17 protein-coding genes, 2 tRNA genes and 1 pseudogene are annotated in these 21,359 nt (G+C 40.8%); 4 read left to right on the top strand and 16 right to left on the bottom strand.

Translation table 11 applies throughout. The annotated features are described in order from the left end of the window. Nucleotides 1–7 precede the first annotated feature (7 nt). Nucleotides 8–2,380 (top strand): TIGR03986 family type III CRISPR-associated RAMP protein, encoded by a 2,373-nt coding sequence (locus H6G83_RS02480; protein ID WP_190466401.1) that lies wholly within the window; start codon nt 8–10, stop codon nt 2,378–2,380. A 146-nt stretch (nt 2,381–2,526) separates the two neighbouring features. On the opposite strand, the gene H6G83_RS02475 is transcribed toward H6G83_RS02480, so the two are convergent. Beyond that, on the bottom strand, nt 2,527–3,570 hold the full coding sequence (locus H6G83_RS02475) for a DMT family transporter (RefSeq protein ID WP_190466398.1): 1,044 nt from the start codon (nt 3,568–3,570) through the stop codon (nt 2,527–2,529). A gap of 229 nt (nt 3,571–3,799) precedes the next feature. Between H6G83_RS02475 and H6G83_RS35770 the strand changes: the two genes are divergently transcribed. Continuing rightward, the gene (locus H6G83_RS35770; RefSeq protein WP_277876271.1) at nt 3,800–3,928 is read left to right on the top strand and encodes a hypothetical protein; all 129 of its coding nucleotides are present in this window, start codon (nt 3,800–3,802) and stop codon (nt 3,926–3,928) included. Nucleotides 3,929–4,562: 634 nt separating this feature from the next. On the opposite strand, the gene H6G83_RS02470 is transcribed toward H6G83_RS35770, so the two are convergent. The 7 genes from H6G83_RS02470 to H6G83_RS02440 all read right to left on the bottom strand — a co-directional run bounded on the left by H6G83_RS02470 (nt 4,563) and on the right by H6G83_RS02440 (nt 10,474). After that, nucleotides 4,563–5,264 carry a cadmium resistance transporter gene (locus tag H6G83_RS02470; protein ID WP_190466396.1) on the bottom strand — a complete coding sequence of 234 codons (702 nt, stop codon included), beginning with the start codon at nt 5,262–5,264 and terminating at the stop codon, nt 4,563–4,565. 12 nt (nt 5,265–5,276) lie between these two features. After that, nucleotides 5,277–6,284 carry a prohibitin family protein gene (locus tag H6G83_RS02465; protein WP_190466394.1) on the bottom strand — a complete coding sequence of 336 codons (1,008 nt, stop codon included), beginning with the start codon at nt 6,282–6,284 and terminating at the stop codon, nt 5,277–5,279. A gap of 44 nt (nt 6,285–6,328) precedes the next feature. Next, nucleotides 6,329–7,072, bottom strand: a complete 744-nt coding sequence (locus H6G83_RS02460) for a TerC family protein (protein WP_190466392.1) — start codon at nt 7,070–7,072, stop codon at nt 6,329–6,331. Nucleotides 7,073–7,249: 177 nt separating this feature from the next. Continuing rightward, nucleotides 7,250–7,864 (bottom strand): hypothetical protein, encoded by a 615-nt coding sequence (locus H6G83_RS02455; protein ID WP_190466389.1) that lies wholly within the window; start codon nt 7,862–7,864, stop codon nt 7,250–7,252. Between the two features lie 570 nt (nt 7,865–8,434). Next, nucleotides 8,435–9,046: a hypothetical protein gene (locus H6G83_RS02450; protein WP_190466386.1), complete on the bottom strand. Its 612-nt coding sequence runs from the start codon at nt 9,044–9,046 to the stop codon at nt 8,435–8,437. Nucleotides 9,047–9,123: 77 nt separating this feature from the next. Next, complete coding sequence (locus H6G83_RS02445; RefSeq protein WP_190466383.1) at nt 9,124–9,636, bottom strand: DUF1634 domain-containing protein; 513 nt, start codon at nt 9,634–9,636, stop codon at nt 9,124–9,126. A gap of 1 nt (nt 9,637) precedes the next feature. Continuing rightward, nucleotides 9,638–10,474: a sulfite exporter TauE/SafE family protein gene (locus H6G83_RS02440; RefSeq protein ID WP_190466381.1), complete on the bottom strand. Its 837-nt coding sequence runs from the start codon at nt 10,472–10,474 to the stop codon at nt 9,638–9,640. A gap of 580 nt (nt 10,475–11,054) precedes the next feature. Here H6G83_RS02440 and H6G83_RS35120 point away from each other — a divergent pair. Beyond that, nucleotides 11,055–11,414, top strand: a pseudogene (locus H6G83_RS35120) (IS4 family transposase); the annotation flags it as partial. 169 nt (nt 11,415–11,583) lie between these two features. Here H6G83_RS35120 and moeB read toward each other — a convergent pair. The 7 genes from moeB to trhO all read right to left on the bottom strand — a co-directional run bounded on the left by moeB (nt 11,584) and on the right by trhO (nt 20,558). Next, nucleotides 11,584–12,756, bottom strand: a complete 1,173-nt coding sequence (gene moeB / locus H6G83_RS02430; RefSeq protein WP_190466375.1) for a molybdopterin-synthase adenylyltransferase MoeB — start codon at nt 12,754–12,756, stop codon at nt 11,584–11,586. A gap of 207 nt (nt 12,757–12,963) precedes the next feature. Beyond that, nucleotides 12,964–17,160, bottom strand: a complete 4,197-nt coding sequence (locus H6G83_RS02425; protein ID WP_190466372.1) for a chemotaxis protein CheB — start codon at nt 17,158–17,160, stop codon at nt 12,964–12,966. Between the two features lie 227 nt (nt 17,161–17,387). Beyond that, complete coding sequence (locus H6G83_RS02420) at nt 17,388–17,801, bottom strand: helix-turn-helix domain-containing protein (protein ID WP_206758978.1); 414 nt, start codon at nt 17,799–17,801, stop codon at nt 17,388–17,390. A 146-nt stretch (nt 17,802–17,947) separates the two neighbouring features. Next, a complete protein-coding gene (locus tag H6G83_RS02415; RefSeq protein ID WP_190466497.1) occupies nt 17,948–18,229 on the bottom strand; it encodes a hypothetical protein in 282 nt (93 codons plus the stop codon). A 24-nt stretch (nt 18,230–18,253) separates the two neighbouring features. Beyond that, nucleotides 18,254–18,337 (bottom strand) — tRNA-Leu (locus H6G83_RS02410). A gap of 170 nt (nt 18,338–18,507) precedes the next feature. Beyond that, nucleotides 18,508–19,608, bottom strand: coding sequence for an alpha-hydroxy acid oxidase (locus H6G83_RS02405; protein ID WP_190466364.1), 1,101 nt, complete (start codon nt 19,606–19,608; stop codon nt 18,508–18,510). Between the two features lie 38 nt (nt 19,609–19,646). Next, nucleotides 19,647–20,558: an oxygen-dependent tRNA uridine(34) hydroxylase TrhO gene (gene trhO, locus H6G83_RS02400; protein ID WP_190466362.1), complete on the bottom strand. Its 912-nt coding sequence runs from the start codon at nt 20,556–20,558 to the stop codon at nt 19,647–19,649. Nucleotides 20,559–20,617: 59 nt separating this feature from the next. Here trhO and H6G83_RS02395 point away from each other — a divergent pair. After that, nucleotides 20,618–20,690, top strand: a tRNA-Ala gene (locus tag H6G83_RS02395). 3 nt (nt 20,691–20,693) lie between these two features. Here H6G83_RS02395 and H6G83_RS02390 read toward each other — a convergent pair. Continuing rightward, the gene (locus tag H6G83_RS02390; RefSeq protein WP_190466359.1) at nt 20,694–21,329 is read right to left on the bottom strand and encodes a class I SAM-dependent methyltransferase; all 636 of its coding nucleotides are present in this window, start codon (nt 21,327–21,329) and stop codon (nt 20,694–20,696) included. Nucleotides 21,330–21,359: the final 30 nt, after the last annotated feature.

Genomic DNA, 21,359 nt, shown 5'->3' with positions numbered 1-21,359 from the left:
TTAAAAAATGAATCCTAAACATATTGAAAAAATCACAGACCAAAATCGTATAGCTCATGCACCATATAACTTTATAGAATTACCAGAAGACATAGTTAACGCTCAACCTTTACCTCAATATAATTGCTATCATCAATATACTGAACATCAATTTGATGAGAATAAGATTAAAATTGATCGTCATACTGGTAGTATTGAATGTACATTAACAACAAAATCTATATTCTATACTCGTTGTGGATTAACTCCAGAAAATTTTGCTAAATACTCAGAACCTCCAAAATCTACTACAAAGGAGGAAAAAGAAAGATGGGAAAAAGAAGAAAAAGCGAAGTGGGAGAAAGAAAGAAAAGAAATTCTTGCACCATTTTTTAGTTATTTAGATAATCTTCCTGTTATACCTGGTAGTAGCATACGAGGAATGCTTAGGGTTTTAGTAGAGATTGTTAGTTTTAGCAAAATTGATAGAGTAACTGACAAAAAGCTATTTTATAGATCAATAGCTGATAGACAAAACTATACTAATCATTTCATAGAAGAGTTTGAATTACCACATCCAAATAAACCTAATAAAATGATTCCTTGCTATCATGCTAAAATTCATGCAGGTTTTTTACGAACTCAAGGAAGTTTATACATAATTGAAGAATGTGGTTATGGACGAATTAATTTTGACTTTAACAATCCTTCTGTAAAATCAGTAATTACTAATCTCTCTCATTCTCATTTATATCGAAATATTGGCTCAAAAAAAGTTCCTAATTGGCAATACCAATATAAAACTATCTATGTTGATATTGATATAAATGAAAAAGATCATTTTTTTGAAGAGAAATTTAACACTAACGGCATAAAACGCCATCCTGATATTTACCTGCGCTATCGTCAAGTTACATCTGCTAGTTGGGAAGAAGTTCCTAATTTTAAAAAAGCAAAGTTAGTAATAACTGGTGATATGCCACATAAACATTTGGAATTTGTTTTTTTAGAAGATGAGATATTAGGTAGATATCCAGTAGATGAGGATATTATATCACGCTTTCAAGATGATGACCAGGTAACAAAATGGCAAGAAACCGCCTTTCCAAAAGATAAGCCTTCTCCTGATTGTCGTGAACAAAATGGATATCTTAGAGATGGAGAACCTGTATTTTTCTTGCTAAATAATGATAGAAAAACTGTTCGTTTTTTAGGACGAGCGCAAATGTTCCGTTTACCTTACGAAAATTCTCCCTTAGATTTTGTACCCTCACAATTAAGAGATACTTCATGTACAGATATTGCTGAAGCAATTTTTGGTTATGTAAATGGTGAACCACCTAGAGAAAAAACTTGTGCTAGTCGAGTATTTATCACTGATGGGATAATAAAGGAAAAATATAAAGAAAAAGCACAATCATGTTTTAATAAAGAACCTCAGCAAATTCTTCTCTCAAGTCCAAAACCTACTACATTTCAGCACTATCTAGTACAACCAAAAGACACTAAAGCCTATCAGCAAAATCTCAAACACTATGCTAGTATACCACCAACTAAAACTGAAACAGGAGAGACTATAGCAGGAGAAACTGTTATTCGTGGACATAAGCTATACTGGCATAAACCATCTAAAATCGAAGTTCCCGAAAATTCAGATACACAAACCAGTTTAATTAAACCTATAGACCCAGATGTTGAGTTTACTTTCAAAATTTATTTTGAGAACCTAAGCAATATTGAATTAGGGGCTTTATTGTGGGTAATTGATAAAGCAGAACAACCAGAATACTGTTTATCTTTAGGAATGGGTAAACCTTTAGGAATGGGAGCAATTAAGTTAAAAATTGATAAATTATCTTTAGATCATCGTCACACTCGTTACAAACAATTATTCACAAATAACAATCAATGGGAATTAGGAGAAAGGTTGAATACAACTACTCAAAAACAAGATTGTATCAACGCTTTTGAAACCTATATTTTTCAATATATTCATGAAAATGAGAAAGAACAAGCCAGTTCTTTTGAGGAAGTGCGGCGTATTAGGATGTTATTGATAATGTTGCAGTGTAATAGCTTGGAATATTCAAAAAATCCAGATTATATGAGTCTCGACTCTTATCGAAAACGGCGTGTATTACCAAATCCACTTCAAGTAATGGGATGGGAAGGTAGTCGTAGAATTGATCAACTTCCGTCTTCACCTGCAAATTCAGGTAGTTCTATTGATCCTCCAAAACCCAAGCCAAAACCTAAAACTAAACTTCAAGAACCCCAAGGTCAAAGTAGCAATGTAGAAAAACCAATCAAAAAAGATAAACAACCTCAAAAGCCAAAGGAAAATTCTGAAGGAGGTAATTCCGCCGCTATAGCTAGACCACCAAAACCACCAAAAACATAAATGCGATCGCCCTTTCCCCACCCCTCCCAAACAGCGATCGCTCATCTCTCAAGCAACACAGGTAACAGGTGACAGGTGATAGAAAGGAAAAAAAGGGAATAGTTGTGTTTCTTCCCCTATACCCCACCCTCTTGACAAAAGCGCCATCACTTTAACCTTTCACGGATGGGGTTAAAGAGCGAATTATTAACAACTTGGTTAGATACGGCTAAGTACAGACCGATTAAAACGCCTATAAAACCCAAGCAGTTAGTGAAACTTAATCTTTCCGAAAATATCACAATAGCATAAAGGCTACTTAAGACCGGATCTAGTAGACGTACCAAGGACACAGTTACAGAAGAAAACCTAGCAAGGCTGTAAGTTATCAGTCCTTGTCCTACAACTTGGCATAGAAGGGCTAGAGAAGTAACGCAAAGCCAGCTATTTACTGAAGAGGGGAACAGCTGATCTTTATTTATCAAAAGTATGGGTAAGATAGTTAACGAAGCGATTACACAAATCCACAACTGAATTGTCATAGGGTCAAATTTAGCACGCAATTTTTCTATTGTTAATAAATATGCAGTGAGAAAAATTGCCGAGCCAATAGCAGCTAAACCTCCTTGGAATTCACTAGTAGCAATGTGCATTTCCTCAACTTCAATAGCAATTGCGCCGGCGATCGCAATCACCATACCGATGAAAAATATGCGGTCAAAACTTTGGCGAAAAAACAGGAAAGCCGCCATGCTAGTAAATATAGGCGCGAGATTATGTAAGATAGCAGAGACAGCCACACTTGTTTGAGTGAGCGACCAAGCCAACAAACCCAAAGTGATAGCCCAAAAAATACCAGCACTCAGCAGTAGCAATAGATCCTTAGCAGTGTAGAACTGTTGTTCCACAGGTTTGTCACTGAAGAATCTTTGATGTATTGCTTTGTATCCATGCAACAACAAGAAAACTACACTAGCAATCCAAAAGCGATTAAATATTGTTGTATTGGGGCTGAGTTCTACTTCACTTAATTTAATTAAGATAGAACCAAAAGAGATGACGCATACACCCAGAAACAATAAAGCAGATGCGATGAGCTTTTGAGCTAAAAGATTGGTGCTTAAGGTATAACTCGCTCTTTCTACAGAGTTGTACAAAAACTCTAATTTTATAAGATTAGAATTTTTGAGACTGAATGTTGATATCTTCATAAAAATGTAGTACCAATGTTTTGGTATGATTGGTGATAGTAGGAAGCAAAAAAATTATCTACTCCATCATAAAAATACTTGTTTGAGATTAGCTTGATATCTTCCTACTTGGGTTGTTTATCTTGATTATCTGCGTTGAATTCACATTGTCTCCAATATAAAACTAATCAACCTCTCAAAGCAAACATTATTACTTTTCCTAATCATAGATAAAATTGATAACTTACTTATGTTTACAGAAACTCTTTCTCTAAGTTTTGGTTTTCATCTGTGTAATTACACTTACAAATATCAAGATGAATTAAATTGCGATCGCTCAAATCTCATGAAAAAGCATTACCATTTTGGTAAAAGTTGAAACCTGCCGCTTTTTATCAGAATTGAGAATCCCAATCAAATTAGTATCCAGGGAAATATTTTGCGATCGTAACGAACTAAAAGCATAGCCATGAAGGGATTTTGAGCCAAATCATAACAGAGTAAACACCAGAGTCTAACAGTCAAATAGCAATATCATGATTTCAAAAAAATAAGAACAATCACTCTTTCTTTAGGAAAAAATCACCTAAATTCATGAAAAACAACTGTTAAAAATAGACCTCTTGTTGCACGAATACTGGAACAACCAGAATATATAAAATTCACGAGTTAATATTTTGCGTTCTTCTTTGCGCCTCTGCGTCTACCGCAAGCGGTTCCGCCTTAGCGGTATGCGTGAGCTTTTCAATAGTATTGTCAGCAACACCAAAGTATTTATGCAAGAGGTCTAATGTTAGGGAAAGAAGATAATTTTATATCTTGCACCTCCCTTGTAGAAGCAAGTGGCGATGCAATCCCCACCCTACGATTTCTAAAAAATAATCAAAATCAAAAACTCCATCCCCTTGTGAATGGAGTTTTTATGAGTAGTCAATGACAAAGATATTTTAAAACCGTCCACAAGAAAAGGTATTAAACGATATCCAATTAATTTTCATAGAAGCAGCACTAGATTATACAGAATCTTTGAAAGCATCCTTTGCCTCCGCTATTAAACATAAACCAATCAGTGCCACTGCCAGTACACTTAAACCACGATTTTCTAATGTGTGGCTATCAATCAAAATATAAGTACCCAATCCAATCAAAACAAAAGGAACAAAATAGCTACCGTAGCGCGTGAAGAGTTTGGCAAGTGCAGGAACTTGGGTGAAGCGATAAGCAGCATAACACCAAACCGCGACTAACGAAAAGAAGACTGTGAGAATCACTCCTAAATCTTCCCCTGTACTGCTGGCGAACAATGGCACGTAGATACTAAGATTATCACCGCCGTTGGCGATAGTGACAGCAGCAACCCCATAAGCTTGAGGAGAAAATAGACTAGACAACCAAGAATCATGGGATTGTTCTGTTAAGATTGGAGGTTCCTCTTCGTCAGCTTCCTGATTGAACAAGCGATTAACGCCAATAGCAATTGGCACTGTACCCAAAAGTCCAATCCAAGCTTCTGGAAATAGCCTACCACCAAAGAAACTAGGCAAACTAGCAAGCACAAGTGCCGTAAAACCGAGATACTGTCCAATGACAATATGTTTTTTTTGGAAGGTTGCATTCACTTGCGAGAAAAACAGTAGCAGAACTACAATATCGTCTAGATTGGTGGCAGTAAAAGCAGCAAAACCAGTTGAAATCGCAGAGATGAAGTCATCCATTTTAATTGGTGATTATTTTTCATGAAGCAGTGCAGCAGTCAGTTCCGAGCGAGATTCTACTCTTTGTTGATCGGGGTTTGTCTGAGCCGCTTTGACAATTTCATCCAGTTCTAATTGGAAGAGCCTGGTATTATCACCACCACCTGCTGAGATCCAAGGCATTCTACCATCCCATTTGGCGATCGCTTGTCGTTGTAAAATTGCTGGTGTCAGCGACTCCATAATTAATTGATGTGCTTTGGCTTCTCCAACAGCCAAATTCACTTTAGCTTTTGCTTGTTTTGCTGCTTTGATAGCTAAAAATCCGGCACGTTTGGCTTCTTGTTCGGCTATTTGTTTTGCTTCTACTGCCTTATTAAACTGATCTGAAAAATGAATATTCACCAGAGAAATATCATCTACTTCCATATCATAGCTGGCTAATCGGGATCTTAAAGCTCGATCTACCTCAGCTTTCACATCTGTGCGTGCGGTAATAATTTCTTCAGCTGTATACCTAGCCATCACTGCTTTTAGTACTTCTTTCACAGCTGGGTTAATAATGCGATGCACAATAGCTTCTTGATTACCAACACGCTGAAAAATGATATTGACTTTTTCGGGAACAATGTGCCAGTTCAGCGCCACATCCGTATAAATATTCTGAAGATCACGAGAAGAAGCCTCAGTAGAAATCTCCTGATTTTGCACTCGTATACTTAGCTGTTCAACAGTGTTAACAATCGGGATAACAGGGTGAATTCCTTCTGATAAAATCTCAGGTTGCACCTCGCCAAACCGCATCAGCACACCTCGCTGCCCAGGATTAACAATCGCAAAGAAACTACAAATAATGCTCAAAGCCAACAGTAACAAAACTATTCTGACAATTGCTTGAATATCTTTATTTGCCTTGGTCGCTGATTTTTTTTCCTTAATAGCCGTTGCCGATTCCAAATTCATCACCTCATTTTCCCAAGGAGAATCTGGCTTGGACACAGAATTTGAGTGGTTAATATTTGTCACAGATTCTAGGTTCATAACTTTATTCTCCATCACAGAAATGTCATTTGTGTAACTTGAGGTTATGTTCTTTTTTTTTCATAGCTATCAATATTTACTACTTCCTGAACTTCTGGTGTAACTCGCTTAGAAAATCCCCAGGTGAATAGAACTGCAATCAGTGTCAGCATCATCCATTGAGGCGGTGCATGGGCTGGTATTAATGCTTTAAACATCAATCTCGTGCCAACACCAAATACAGTCAAATAAGCAGCATCAAGTAAATAAGGAAATTCCGCCAGCCAGCGCACAAATAAACCAGCCATAAATCGCAGAGTAAAAATACCAATTATGCAACCAATCAGAACTAACCAAGTTTGGCTGGAAACGGCAACTGCGGCTGTAACACTATCCAAAGAAAACGCTAAATCTGTTAAAGCAATTAAGAGAATGATTTGCCCAAATTGATAATTTTTATCTGGAGAAGAGTGAGTAATTTCTTCTGTTGTGTCTGGGAAAAAATAGTTCCAAAAATGCTTACCGGATAGCCATAAAAGGTAAAGCGCCCCTCCTAACTCAAACTGCCAAAACTGAATCACCCATGTTGCTGTAAAAAGTAACGAAATCCGTAAGACAAAAGCAATGATTAATCCCCAATTTAAAGCTTGACGTTGTTGTTGTGGGTCTTCAATATCTTGAGCTATTGCTGCTAAAGCAACTGCATTGTCAGCAGACAGAACAGTTTCTAATGCAATTAGTACTAGTAAAATTCCTAATGTTTTTAGAGAAAAGTCTGTACTTAAATGCGTAGTTACTTGTTCTAACATTCAGTTTCTCCAATCATTACCATGTGAAAATTTAAGTTAATCAGATAATTGTGAATAGAAAAGCAGGGGCGGAAATTTGAGTAATGTAGAATTTAGTTTCAACCCTCTGCGCTAGTGATCACTGGGGAACTCAACATCTATCTCAGTAGAGCTGATAGATGCTGTCACAATTTCGCTTTAATCATTCTCGCCAGTTGCAAATGTGCTGGGAATGCGAGAATCAACAAATGCTTGCGATACATTTGGAATAAACCACTTACTTTCATCAGGATTAATGACTTTGGCAGATGGCTGATTTAATTCCAATTCTGAAGTATCTGGATTTTTCTTCACTGAAAGTTGCGTACCATCCATTACCTTAACGGCTACAGCACCTGTATTATCCAAGGAAGCTACTTTGACATCTTTTGGGAGATAAACGCCCTGACAATCCCATCCATCAGGTGTCGTTTGATCGTTTGCTAAGAAATAAAGTTGATTGTCATATTTAGAATTAGACTCTTCAGGTACAGGCCCATAAATTGCTATAGTTTTACCAGTTTGATTGCGGCACTGTCCCCAAGTCATCCCCGACTCAATTGCGGCTTTTTGAAACTGCAATTCGTCAATTTGGCTTTGTACATCTTCTGATACAGTACCTTGCGTATTTTCCTGCAATTTTTTGATAGTCTTGGTAACTTCGATGTAATCAGGATTTTTGGTGAAATTGGGTTTATCTGCCCAAGAAGGCTGGGCAAAAACCCAGTTAACCAATATTACTGTAACTACAAGAGCTACTTTTAGAAATTTCATAGTTGTCTCCTTCTACTGCTGACCTTGGCCTCTTTATTTAAATTTGTTGGTTATGTTTTGGCTTAGGTCTGTCTGTGTTATCTGTTTTTTAGGCTAGTTTTACTTTAGGTTTATAACTGGATAAAATCAAATATTATTTATTTTTAAATTGATAAACTAAAATAATTGATGAGAGTAAATAAATTCTAATTCTGAGTTTTTATTGTTCTTTAAACATCAGAAATTGTGATAATAACTCTCCCAATTCCTATTTACAATAATCTCTCAAAGTATATAGCAATCACATTTTTAGAGATGATTTATAACGTAAACCTTAAATTGTCGGGTGCTTTAAAGCAGCGCTTAACGCACCGTATTTGCTGGTGCGTTACGGCTAGTTCATAATTTCGCCAACGCTCAAATCTTGACATAGCCGTAACACACCCTACTTAATATTTACTTTATAAATAACCTCTTAGACAAGCAGAAAGCAGGACTAAAGTTGCAAAACAATCCTGCTTTCAATTTCTGTTGTGGTTTACAGAAAAATCTTATTCAAAATTTTTTCATCGACATCTGCACAACTTTTATTTAACCATTGTCACCACCACTAAATTGATTAGGAATACGGGAATCAACAAACGCTTGCGATATATTGGGAATCAACCAGTTACTTTCTTCTGGATTAACGATTGTGACAGATGGAAGATTTAATTTCAATTCAGAACTGTCTGGGTCTTTCTTCACTAAAAGTTGCGTACCATCCATTACCTTGATAGCAACAGCACCAGTTTTTTCCAATCCTGAAACCTTGACATCACCAGGGAAATAAACACCTTGACAATCCCATTGTTCTGGTGTGGTTTGACCGTCTGCTAAGAATTGAATTAGACTTTTTTCCGACTCCTCGGACTCCTCACTACCAGTACCATAAATCGCGAGATTTCCACCAGTTTCATTGCGGCATTGCCCCCAATTGAGTCCTGACTTGATAGCGTCTTTTTGAAACTTTAATTCACTAATTTGGCGTTGGACATCTTCTGGAATAGTACCTTGCGCGTTTGAGAGTAAGTTCTTAAGAGTTTTTGTCACTTCAATGTAATCAGGGTTTTCTTGGTAATTAGGATCTGCCCAGGAAGGCGGGGCAATTACTAAGTTAACTAACATGACTAAAACTACAAGAGCGATTTTCAAAAGTTTCATAGTTAATCTCCTTTGAGAGTTACACATTTTTTACTCAAAACTTGATTTTTTTTGACAAAGTTTAATTGTCCAAAATCTTAGTAATAGGCTCCAATAAAGCTATAAATTAGCCCAGAGAGGGCTAGAAATGTCATAATTGTGTAGGTAAAATCTCGTTGTTTGATAAAAGTAAACAGGGAAAGCACAATGCGAACGACAGGAATAGCAATTAGTAGTAGAAGTCCCAATACAATGATGCTATTATGACTACCTGACAAAATGCCTCGCCACAAAAGCCTTGGACAATATAACAGTGATGGTTGTCCTTGATAAAATTGGTACTCCGCAGGCTCTAAACCACATTGAGCTAAGTATAAAACTCCACCTACTAACACTGTAGAGCAAGCAATAATCACGCCATATTTTAATAGATTGCCAATCAATAGTTCCAATTGCTGCTCGTTCTCGTTTTTCGTATACTCATTATTACCATTTTGGAATGATTGTACTTCTGTTAACGCAGATTTAGTGATGTTTTGTTGATCATTCTCGTCACTGTTAAAGCTAGGTACGGTAAAAGAATCCTGGTGATTAAAATCGAATAGACGCATTTCAAAATCCCCCTGCTAAACTGTTGTAAACCATCTTCAATGACATTAATACAAGTACAACGCTAAAGATGCTTCTTAAAATATGAGTCTTAGCTCCTACTAAAACTTTTGCCCCTAATAAGGCTCCAGGCAATACACCCAACATTACGGGCATTGTTAGTCCTGGCTCAATATAACCCCATGCTAGGTAAACGCCTGTTGATGCTGCTGCCGTTACACCGATCATAAAATTACTGGTGCTTGTAGAAACTTTAAACGGCAAACCCATAGCTTGATCCATTGCTAGAACTTTGAATGCGCCTGAACCAATACCCAGTAGACCGGAAAGCACCCCAGCTATCAACATGATGCTAAATCCTGCTGGTACACTATTAACTTGGTAAGACATTAGTCCTTCAGCATTTGGGTATGTACTATTGAGTCTGAGATTAGTTGCTATGGGGTCGGGTGAATGAGTATCAGTGTGTTCTTCTTTGGGTTTTCCAGATAAGTAAGCTGAATATAGTAGCACAATTGCCAGTACGACTGTGAGTGCTTTGACAGAAATAAAAGAAGCAATCAAAGCTCCGATTAAGGCTCCAGTTATTGTTGCTACTTCTAAAAACATTCCTAGTCGGAGGTTGGTATAGCCTTTCTTAATATATGTAGATGCAGCAGCGCAGGAGGTAGCAATTACAGACACTAGTGAAGCACCAATAGCATATCGAATATCAACTCCAAATACTGAAGTTAATAAGGGAACAATAACTACTCCACCTCCTAACCCAGTCAACGACCCTAAAAAGCCGGCCATGAACGAGCCAATACAAACTAGCAGGGAAAATTCTAAGATGTTCATAAATAATTCTCTACTTGAATAAATGTATAAAATTTAATATTTTGTTGGACTCACAGCAGCAAAACTACCAACCTCAAAATGAGGTTGAATCTAGTAATGTGATGAGAATTTCTCGTTATAATGGGGAATTGTTTAATATGGCGGCTGCTATCCTGGTGAGAACAAGTCTGCTACGGATAGCTGTTACAGCCACCTTCTTAAGATTTGTCATTATCCTAAGCTGTCTGACCACTACTATACTTGAAAAACCTAGTTTTACTGTATATTTATTGACATCACGAATCAAATACTATTTTTGTTCAAAACAATAATTACAATTAATGCTTGCCCTTAAGTAGCTATCAATGAGGTGGTTTTCTGCTTGACCAGTCAAGCAGAAAACCAATAACAAACTAAACTGTTTAGTTTAAGCATTACCTTCGTAAAGATGATGGCGATCGCCACCCCCACCCAAAATGCGATCGCTCATCCTCTCACTAAGCTTAAAATATAGTTATGCGCTTGCCAATCTCACAGTTAAGACATGACTGTTGAGCAACTAGACATTATTTACTAATTGCGGTGATTGAGCGAAAATAAAATGACTAAACGACTTTTGGGTCTGGCTTACATCTGAGTTGGTGACCGTAACGGGGTTCAGATTCAAATCTTTGCCACTGTGATTTTCTACACTGTTCTCAACCATTTATCTCCTCAGATAGCGATCGCGTAGCTTGTGCGAAGCACTCTCGCACTGTCTCAGCCACTTGAACGTATTTCTGTGGAGATGGTCTTTCGCAGTTTGTATTACTTTGCTGCGGCTGTTTTCCGTGGCGAAACTAATGATGTTGTTGATTATCTAGTTTCCCATTACAAGCTTTTTGGTTTGCTTAAAGCCGAGCGCAAACGTCATCGTCAAATTCACTCGCGCTCGGCTCTTGTTTGGGCTGATGCTCCTTAAGTTGACACTAATGCACTGCTGTGCGCCCCTACAGATATTGGATGTGTTGTCAAGATTCTTGGAATTGGTATAAGATATTAGGTTTTTGGCTAATGCACAAGTTTAGTCTTGCCAGTCCACTACCCCATGTGCCAGTTGCTTAAGTCCTAATTCTCTACATTTATTCGATTTAATACTCTGGAACTGAAGGGTCTACTTCACGACTCCAAGCGGTAATTCCGCCTTTAACGTTAGTCCCCACAATACCCGATTCTTTGAGGATAGCTAGAGCTTTAGCTGATCGCCCGCCCATTTTACAATGAGCAATTAAGCGGTGTCCATTGAGTGCTTCTTTGACTTTGGCTACACCATGACCATTTTCAATCTCTGGTAAAGGCACTAATATCGAACCGGGAATTTTGGCTATTTCGTATTCGTTGGGGTTACGCACATCTAGCAGCACAAAATCCTTCGCCCCACTATCCAGCAATTCCTTGAGTTGTGTAACTGTCATTTCTTGGATTTCTTGCTGTTGTTGCGCCTCTGCTGCTTTGGCTTGAGGAATACCGCAGAATTGCTCATAGTCTATCAGCTTTTCAATGACTGGGCGTTCGGGGTTCGGACGCAATTTCAACTCGCGGAATGTCATATCTAAGGCGTTGTACAGCAACAATCTGCCACTGAGGGTATTACCCTTACCTAAAATAATTTTAACTGTTTCCGTTGCTTGAATCACACCAATAATTCCTGGTAGTATACCTAATACCCCACCTTCGGCACAGGAAGGGACTAATCCTGGTGGTGGTGGTTCTGGGTACAAGTCGCGGTAGTTCGGCCCGCCTTCGTAATTAAATACCGTTGCTTGTCCTTCAAAGCGGAAAATCGAACCGTAAACGTTGGGCTTGTTCAACAATACACAAGCATCGTTAACTAGATATCTGGTAGGGAAGTTATCTGTACCATCCACTACAATATCGTAATCCTTGACGATATCTAGGGCATTTTCCGAACTCAGGCGAGTTTCGTAGAGGTCAACCTGGCAGTAGGGGTTAATCTCATGGATACGGTTTTTTGCCGATTCAATCTTGGGTTTACCTACCCAGGATGTGCCGTGAATTACTTGGCGTTGTAAGTTGGAAGTATCAACCACATCGAAATCAACAATACCGATGCGTCCAATACCTGCGGCTGCTAAATATAACAATAATGGTGAACCTAGTCCGCCAGTACCGATACATAAAACACTGGCGGCCTTAAGGCGTTTTTGTCCTTCCATACCCACTTCCGGCAAAATTAAATGCCGGGAGTAGCGTTCATAGTCGTCTTTGGTCAACTGGATTTCTTCCAGATTAGGATTAAGCATAGCGGTTTGAATGAGGAAGCGCGGAATATTGATTGTATCTAAAAATGATATCTTTAGTCATTAGTCAGTTGTCAGTTGTCAGTTATCAGTTATCAGTTATCAGTTATCAGTTATCAGTTATCAGTTATCGTTAGTTTCTTTCCCCCTTCCCCCTTCCCCTTTCCCCTTTCCCCCTTCCCCTTCCCCCTTTCCCTTTTCCCCAGTCCCTCACCTCCTCACTCTCCCAGTCAAGGATGCGACCAAAGCCACTAGTTGCGAGGGGTCGATGGGTTTGGCGATGTGGGTTTGGTAGCCGGCGGCTAAGGCTTCGGCATATTCTGCTTGACCTGCATAGGCTGTGAGGGCGGCGGCGGGGATTTGTCCACCAATTTCTGCATCTAGCGCCCTGACTTGGCGCATGAGGGAGTAACCGTCTTCTCCTGGTAAACCGATGTCGGATAGGAGTACGTCGTAGCCGTTGGGATTTGCCATCAGGGTTGATAGGGCGGCGCTGGCTGATGCAACTGTTGTGACTTCGACACCATATTCTTCGAGGATTAACTTAAATAATTGGCGGATGTCGGCTTCATCATCTACCACAAGTACCTTTAGCCCTGCCAATGAAGCAATGTTATCAATGGATAATTCAGGTCTGGTAAAGGTATATGACTCGCTGGGGGTGAGGTAGGACATCTGACTCTGGATGCTTTGTAATGGCAGGCGAATTGTAAAGGTTGTGCCTTGGCCTTCGCCTGGGCTGGTGGCTTCTACTGTACCGCCGTGGAGTTCTACTAAGTGGCAGACGATGGAAAGCCCTAAGCCTAAGCCTGGATTTGAGCGGGTTCTGCTGCCATCGGCTTGACGGAAGCGTTCAAATATATGAGGGAGGAAGTCAGGTGTGATACCTTGACCTGTGTCTTTGACTTGAATTTGGGCTTCTATGGAAGTGTATTCTAGGGTGACATCAATTCTCCCTCGGACTGGGGTGAATTTGATGGCGTTAGAAAGTAAATTCCAAATCACCTGTTGTAAGCGCACGGGGTCGCCTACTATTGGTTTGCGTGTGGAGTCTAGGTTGGTGTAAATTTGGATGTTTTTGGCTTCTGCTGCTAGGCGGACGACGGCGATCGCTGCTTCAATAATCGGTACAAGTTCGACTACTTGGGCATCCATCCGCAGTCTACCCGAACTGATGCGGGAGATATCCAATAAGTCACTGATTAGGCTGGCTTGGGCTTGGGCGCTGCGTTCGATGGCTTCTAATCCTTGAGTTACTGATGCTGCGTCTATGTCGTGGGTGCGGAGTAGGTTTGCCCAGCCCAGCATGGCGTTGAGGGGGTTTCGCAGTTCGTGGGAGAGAATTGATAAAAATTCATCTTTGGCGCGGTTGGCTGTCTCTGCGGCTTCACGGGCTGCTTGTTCTTGTGCCAAAAGTTGCGTCCGTTCCGCTTCTAGTTGCTTCTGCTCGGTAATATCTTCAATTACTAGGAGTATCATCGGTGCGTCGTGGATGTGTGAGAGTTTCCGCGCATTCAACCGCATGATTTTCCGCCCAATCTCCTCAAATTCATGCTCAATTGCTAAGTTTTGGAACTGGCTTTGATGGGGGAGAATGTCTTCTAGGAGCGATCGCAATTCGGGTATATCCCACTGTCCATTACCAATCTCATAAATCAGTTGTTGTTCTGTCTCTTCTGGTGATACATGGAATTTTTCATAAAAGAATTGATTTGCGGTAATTACTTTTAATTCTGTATCTAACACTATCAGTGATTCCCGCACTGTGGCGACAATTGCCTCGGCGTAATCCCTGGCGGCGGTAATTTGCCTGGCGCTGCGTTTGAGGTCGTCGATATCAACTAATACTACTACTGCACCGTCGATTTTGTTCTCTACTGTGCGATAGGGGCGGATGCGTAAATCATACCAATGTCCCTCATGGTCTTGGATTTCCTGTGCTTTAAAGTTGAGTGTGTTGATGACACAGAGAATTTGCTGTTCTAAGTCGGGAATATTTAAGTTGTGATTTATATCACTAAATCGCCGCCCGACATCGGAGGGAATGAGGTTGAAAATCCTCTCGGCTACCGGAGTAAAGCGGCGAATGCGTAAATCACCCCCTAACATGAGGATGGGTATATTGATACTGCTGAGGAGGTTTTGTAAATCGTTGTTAACTTGGGAGGATTCCAGGTTGCGGCGTTGTAATTCGTCGTTAATGGTGTTTAATTCTTCATTAGTTGCCTGTATTTCCTCTTTCGCCGTTTCTAACTCCTCATTGGTGCTTTGCAACTCTTCGTTACTCGAAAGAATTTCTTCGTTAGCGGCTCTGAGGTCTTGATTAGTGGCTTGTTGTTCTTCAATAATTGACTGCAAATATTCTTTAGTAGTGGCTAACTCTTGTCTGATGTGGTTAATTTCTTTTTCTTCATCTGTGGGTTTACGTTTTCTGATAGCAGTAGGAGTTTTCGCCACATCTAACATAGGAGAGGTAAGCGGCCCCATATCCGTAAACATTACTAAAAAGTAGCGTTTTGTGGTATTGGGCGGATTAAATGGTAGTATATCTATCTGCACCAGTTTGAGGCGATCGCCATCGGCAATTTGTATGCCTTGTTTCCTCACCGCTAGATTGCGCTTTCTAGCTTGGTGAAAAGTGGTACGTAAATCTAGCCTTAATTCTTCCCTAGCCATTTTCAGCAAATTAAAGCTAGGTCTGCCTGATGGTGGTTGCAGATAGGGGCTAGTCTGTCCGCGAAATTGCAAAATTTCTAATTCGCTGTCAATAATTACACCAACTGGAGCGAACTGATCCAACACAATTTGGTCAGCTACTTTTGCCATTTCCAAATCATTCCAAGCTTCTTCGCTCCTTGGTTGTGGAAGTTGGACAGTTTCGCTCGGTTGGTTATTGCCAACTAAATCAATTCCCAGGGTAGTATTACCCAGTTTGCGGGAATAAAGTTTGTATTTTCTGTCAATCAAGGTGAACAATTCGGTAAACTCACCTACTGTTTCCGAAGTACCGAGCATTAAAAACCCAGTTGAATTTAAACCATAGTGGAAAATAGGCAGTAGTTTCTTTTGCACAGCCGAACTCAAATAAATTAGGACATTGCGGCAGGTAATTAGGTCAAGGTGGGAAAAGGGAGGATCGCCGATGAGGTTTTGTTTAGCAAAGACACACAACTCTCGCACTGGCTTGCTAATTTGATAGCCATCATCTATGGAGACAAAAAAGCATTGCAGGCGATCGCGTGAAACATCAATTAATTGGTTATGCTTGTAAATACCTATCCTCGCCTTCTCAATGGCTGATTCATTAATATCTGTAGCAAAAATTTGGATTGGTTTATTAATCCCCTGATTATGCAAATATTCCAGTAAGCAGATAGCAATTGAATAGGCTTCTTCCCCTGTAGAACATCCCGCCACCCACACACGGATAGGAAAATTGGCATTATGTTCTTTGATAATTTTCGGAAATACCTTAGTTTTTAAAGCATCAAAAGCTTCAGGATCTCGGAAGAAACTGGTAACATTAATTAGCACATCCTGAGACAGGGCTTTGACTTCCTCAGAATGCTCTTGCAAATAACTTACATAATCCTCTAATCTCTCCAACTTATATAAAATCATCCGCCGGAGAATGCGGCGCTTGAGGGTGGTTTCCTTATATTGGTGAAAATCAACTCCCGTCGCCGCCTTTAACAGATTAAAAATTGTCGCCAGAGCATCCCCTGCTTTGGGTAGAACTTCAGCCGATTTTCCCTTGCTGGAGCGACTGACGTAGGGATGACGACTGAGTTTAGCCAACTCCTGAGCAATTTCTTGTGGCCTTAATACAAAGTCTACCTGACCAGAAGCGACAGCCGTTTTAGGCATACTGCTGACTTGGGCTGTGTCCTCACACTGAGCAAAAGTAATCCCGCCAGCTTCCTTGATGACTTCCAGCCCCCTTGCACCATCAGCATCACCCCCAGACAACACAATACCAATAGCTTTACTTCCCTGATCCTCAGCCAAGGAAAAGAAGAATGTATCAACTGACATCACATGTCCCCGCACCTGCTGACGCGGACTCAGTTGCAGCTTACCACCAGAGATAGTCAGCATAACATTGGGCGGAATCACATATACATGATTTGGTTCCACCACCATGTCATTCTGGGCTTGCTCTACAGGCATTTGAGTTGTATTGGCTAAAATCTCAGCTAGAATACTTTTTTGGTTGGGACTGAGATGCTGAATTAATACAAATCCCATGCCCGTATCGGAGGGTAAATGGCTGAGTAACTGTGTAAATGCTTCCAACCCACCGGCAGATGCTCCAATCCCAACTATCGGAAATGATTGATTTTCGTTCCCTTGCTGCTCTCCATCAGGAGTATTCGACTGAGATTTTTTAGAGCGCCTAGAGTTCATTGCTTACAACCAAGCCAAAGTAGGAGAATTGCGTAATCTTTTATTAAAGTACAGTGTTTTTGACCAGATTCTATTAAACCATTAGATATATTTTTAGACGTTAGCAATTCTTATGTCAGCAGTTAGATGAAAGTAATATCTTGGCGTTGCTGATTAGAAGATGTCTCACAAGTATGCAATATTTCGCTTGATCCCCCCTAATATCAAGTTCGGATAAACACTGATAATTAAGCTTCCCTGGTTCTTGGCCACCAGTGGTAGCAAGTTAGACCAGAGATTAAATTATGTTGTTTCATCAGTTCTTGGCAACCAAGCACTAACAAAGCTTCTAATTCATCTAAAGAACTTGGAGAGTGATTAGCGACAATCTCGTTAGCTAAAGGCCACAAGCGTTCTGCGGGTTGTAGTTCAGGCGAATAGGCAGGTAAATAGATGATTTGGTTATAACGTTTTATTAATTGATAAATCCAAATTCTTGTATATCCTGTTACTTGCGCCACCTCATTCACTGTTTTTCCTGTGGCTAATAACCATATTATTTGGTAATGGCTACGTTCTGTTGCTTGTGTCGTCTGACGATAGCGAACCAACAGCTCCTCTGTACTCATGTGGTTAACGATCGCAATTCGTTTTAGATGCACAGCAACTGTTCTAATCTTATTATTATACTATTCATCCGAACTTAATATAAGAGTATGTTTTCAGCCGTTGATTGTGATATCAAGCACTAATTTATCCCCCTATCCCTCTTAAAAAAGGCTAGGGTTTACACTCCCAGTAGCGAATACTAGCGAACCTGCACAAGCACAGGCTTTGATAGCTGTGGTGAGAAATCCGGGAAAAACAACTGACTACTAACCACTGACAAAGGTAGTGCAAAAAAAATGGGGAAGATTGGTTTATCTCCCCCATTTTGATTATTCTTTTTGTTGTCTTGCTGGTTAGCTTCTTTGAGCTTTTGCCGCAACATTTGTCTTTGCTTTTTCAGTTGTCTCTTTCTGGCAGAACCGCCTCTACCTTTATCATTTCTCCCTTCTCGGCGGGGAGATTCCCATCTTTTTAATCGCATCTACTTTCTCTTTTTAGTAAACAGTGGGCAGGAGGAGAATCGAACTCCTATGACCGCAAGGTCGCCACATTTTGAGTGTGGTGCGTCTACCAGTTTCGCCACCCGCCCTTGGAGGCAACTTCACTATTATAGTACAGGCATTTAGGTTATGGCAAGGAGTTGGTTGAAATTAGTCAACAGTCCATAGTCCATAGTCAAAAGTTATTGCCCTCTGCTTCCTGTTCCCCTCTTGGGAGGGGTTAGGGGTGGGTTTCTCCCTCATCTCCCTCATCTCCCCTTCACTTAAAATGCAGGAAACTAGAATCGATCTCCGCTAGTGTAGAACAACCCATAAGAGCCATTGCTACATTTAGCTCTTTTTGCAGTAAAGATATTACATGAGATACACCCGCTTGTCCGCCTACAGCTAGTCCCCACAAAATTGGTCTACCGATTAATACAGCTTGTGCGCCTATAGCTAAGGCTTTGAGAATATCTGTACCCCGACGAATACCGCCATCTACTAGAACCTCGGCTCTACCATTGACGGCTGGTACTATTTCACTGAGAGCATCTAATGAGGCGATCGCACCATCTAATTGTCTGCCCCCATGATTAGACACTACAATGGCTTTGGCTCCATACTCCACCGCCCGCACTGCATCATCGCTGCGTAAAATCCCTTTAACTACTAACGGTAGAGGAGATAAAGATTGCAACCATTCCAAATCGTCCCAAGTCAAAGCCGGGTCTAGTTGTTGGGCGAAATAAGTAAATAATCCCGATTCTTCTTGCTCATCAGGAATTTCTAACCCGGATATGTTAACTAGATTAGCTAATTGTAGCCCAGCAGGCAAGGTAAACTCATTGTGGCGATCGCGTTCTCTTTGTCCCAACACAGGCGCATCCACAGTCAAGCAAAGAGCCTTATAACCTGCTGCATAAGCTTTTTCTACTAAAGCACGAGTCAATCCCCGGTCTTTATGGATGTAAAGTTGGAACCATTGCAGAGCATTGTCAAATTTACTCCCAACCTCTGCCACATCTTCTATACTTTGGGTAGACAAGGTACTCAACACCATACCCAAACCTGCTGATGCAGCCGCCGTTGCTGTGGCTAGTTCCCCATCAGGATGCGCCAAACATTGAAACGCCATCGGTGCAATTAGTAGCGGTAATTGCAAAGGCTCTCCCAACACCGAGGTAGTCAGGTTAATTTCGCTGACATCAACTAGCATCTTTGGGCGCAGCTTGACTCGCTCAAAAGCTGCACGGTTATCTCGCAGCGTCATTTCATCCCCAGCCCCACTGATATAATAGTCCAAAGCCATCTGAGATAGATGAGTTTTGGCTAACTGTTCATATTCCAACAGGTTGATGGGACTGGATATAGCTTTCATAGCGGTGATGATGAGTTAATCACAGTGATCATATTAGTCTACGATGCAGTATCAACTCTCAACATTTTTAACTGCAACTGTCGCCATTTCTCCTGTTGTCTGACTCTCTTCTCCTCAGTCAAACCATCAAAACACCAAGGACAAGAAATCCCCTCCTCATACTTCGCTGATGCTTTATCCTCCTCCGACAATGGATGTCCACAACAGAAGCATAAATCATGACTTCCCGGCTCTAACCCATGACCTACAGCTATGCGTTCATCAAAGACAAAACATTCACCTTCCCACAAACTGTCTTCCGGTGGAACTTCCTCCAAATACTTGAGTATCCCCCCTTTCAAGTGATACACCTCTGCAAAACCTTGAGACAGCATAAAAGATGAGGCTTTTTCGCAACGAATACCCCCAGTACAAAACATGGCAACTTTCTTTTGTTTACTAGGGTCAAGGTTTTGGCGGACATATTCGGGGAAATCCCGAAATGAATTAGTTTGGGGATTTTGCGCCCCTTTGAAAGTGCCAATATGTACTTCGTAATCGTTACGAGTGTCAATTACCGTTACTTCCGGGTCAGAAATTAACTCATTCCATTCTTGCGGCGTAACATAAGTGCCCACCTGTTCATTGGGGTCAACTTCCGGTAAACCCAAGGTAACAATTTCTTTTTTCAACCGCACCTTCATCCGCTCAAATGGTGGGTTGTCGGCGGTAGACTCTTTGTGTTCTAGGTCTTGTAAGCGGGGGTCAGAACGCAGATAGGACAATACAGCGTCAATAGCTGGACGCGAACCTGCAATTGTCCCGTTGATTCCTTCTTGGGCTAGGAGAATTGTCCCCTTGATACCTTGGTCTAAACAGTAGGCTAACAGGGGGTCTTGTTTCTCGGCGAAATCCGGCAAACTCACGAACTTATAAAATGTTGCCACAATTTGTGTATTTTTTTGGTTCATCCCTTTGTCAAAATCAGAGTCTTCGGTTATAATAATTATGGTTACTAATTTAATTTTACGGGGGTTTAGCTCAGTTGGTAGAGCGCCTGCTTTGCAAGCAGGATGTCAGCAGTTCGAGTCTGCTAATCTCCATTTTTATACGCAGAGTTGAAAAACTACGGAAAGGTTATTTGCAGGCATTTGGTAGACTTTTTGTAGTTGAAGATTCTGTTCTTGAGCTGCTGCAACCACATCTTCTAGGTTACGTACACCCCAGTCTGGATTTTGAGAGCGTAATGATTGATCGAAAGTGGCGTTACTGGGTGCGGTATGCTCTGTGCCTTGTTTGTAAGGGCCGTATAGATACAGGATACCCCCTGGTGGCAAAATCCGCCCAGCGCCAGCCATGAGTCCTAAACAGGCTGACCAAGGGGAAATGTGAATCATATTGATATTGACTATGGCAACAATGGGGGATGGTAAGTCTGCGTCTAGTTCTACTGGCCATATTGGCTGACTAGCATCAAGTTCTAGGGGTGGATAAAGATTATCGGCGGGAAATTGGGCTGTCCAAGCGGTTATGCTGGCTCGTAATTCGGGGTTGGGGTCGGAGGGTAGCCATTGACGCGGACTGAGGCGGGGGGCGAAGAAAATGGCGTGTTCACCAGTACCACTTGCTATTTCTAAAATTGTGCCACTGGCAGGTAAGACTTGTAATAGCACTTCTAAGATGGGTTCGCGGTTGCGCTGTGTGGCTGGGGCGTATTTGCGTGGGTCTGGTGGTGTGTTCATCTGGTTGGGTGGCGTAACTCATAATTTAAG

It is taken from the genome of Anabaena azotica FACHB-119, from assembly GCF_014697625.1.
Classification (GTDB): domain Bacteria; phylum Cyanobacteriota; class Cyanobacteriia; order Cyanobacteriales; family Nostocaceae; genus Trichormus; species Trichormus azoticus_A.
Note: the sequence above shows the minus strand (reverse complement) of the source record. Positions and strands in the feature narration are given on the sequence as shown.